A 648-nucleotide genomic window follows, 5' to 3' on the forward strand; every position below is an offset into this window, starting at 1 on the left:
CGAAGAGCCCGATCGCCGCCTTCCTGGCCTCGATGTCGTGCTTCACCCTCAAGTCGACACGCATAAAAAGCCTCCCATTTCTCATGTCCAAGAAATGGGAGGCAGTTCACGGGAGCTTTAAAGTCAATTGGTGCGGCGTATAGGATTCCGCGCATCCGCTTCGCGGATCCGCACCGGCTTCGCCCGCCTGCCGGCGCGCTCGCCCGCTCGCTAAAAACGCTTCGCGTTTTCTTTACGCTCGCGCCTCGACCGAGGTTCGAATCCGTGCATGGCTTCCAAAAAAGAAAAGCCCCCGTTGCCGGGAGCTTTAAAGTCAATTGGTGCGGCGTATAGGATTCGAACCTATGACGTTCTGATTCGTAGTCAGACCCTCTATCCAGCTGAGGTAACGCCGCAACGCACGGATTATTATGCACGCGAGGCCCCGACGGGTCAAGCGACAATTTGAAAAAATTTTACGATGTGATGATTATGCTGCTCGCGCCTCGACCGAGGTCCGAATCCGTGCATGGCTTCCAAAAAAGAAAAGCCCCCGTCGCCGGAGGCTTCAAGTTCGATTGGTGCGGCGTATAGGATTCCGCGCATCCGCTTCGCGGATCCGCACCGGCTTCGCCCGCCTGCCGGCGCGCTCGCCCGCTCGCTAAAAAC

Annotated in this window: 1 tRNA gene; it reads right to left on the bottom strand. The window is 57.6% G+C overall.

The window, feature by feature from the left end:
• Positions 1-318 precede the first annotated feature (318 nt).
• A tRNA-Arg gene (locus ACTQ1E_RS08865) sits at positions 319-395 on the bottom strand.
• Positions 396-648 lie beyond the last annotated feature (253 nt).

This window comes from Collinsella sp. LCP21S3_C7 (genome assembly GCF_052118485.1).
Classification (GTDB): Bacteria; Actinomycetota; Coriobacteriia; order Coriobacteriales; family Coriobacteriaceae; genus Collinsella.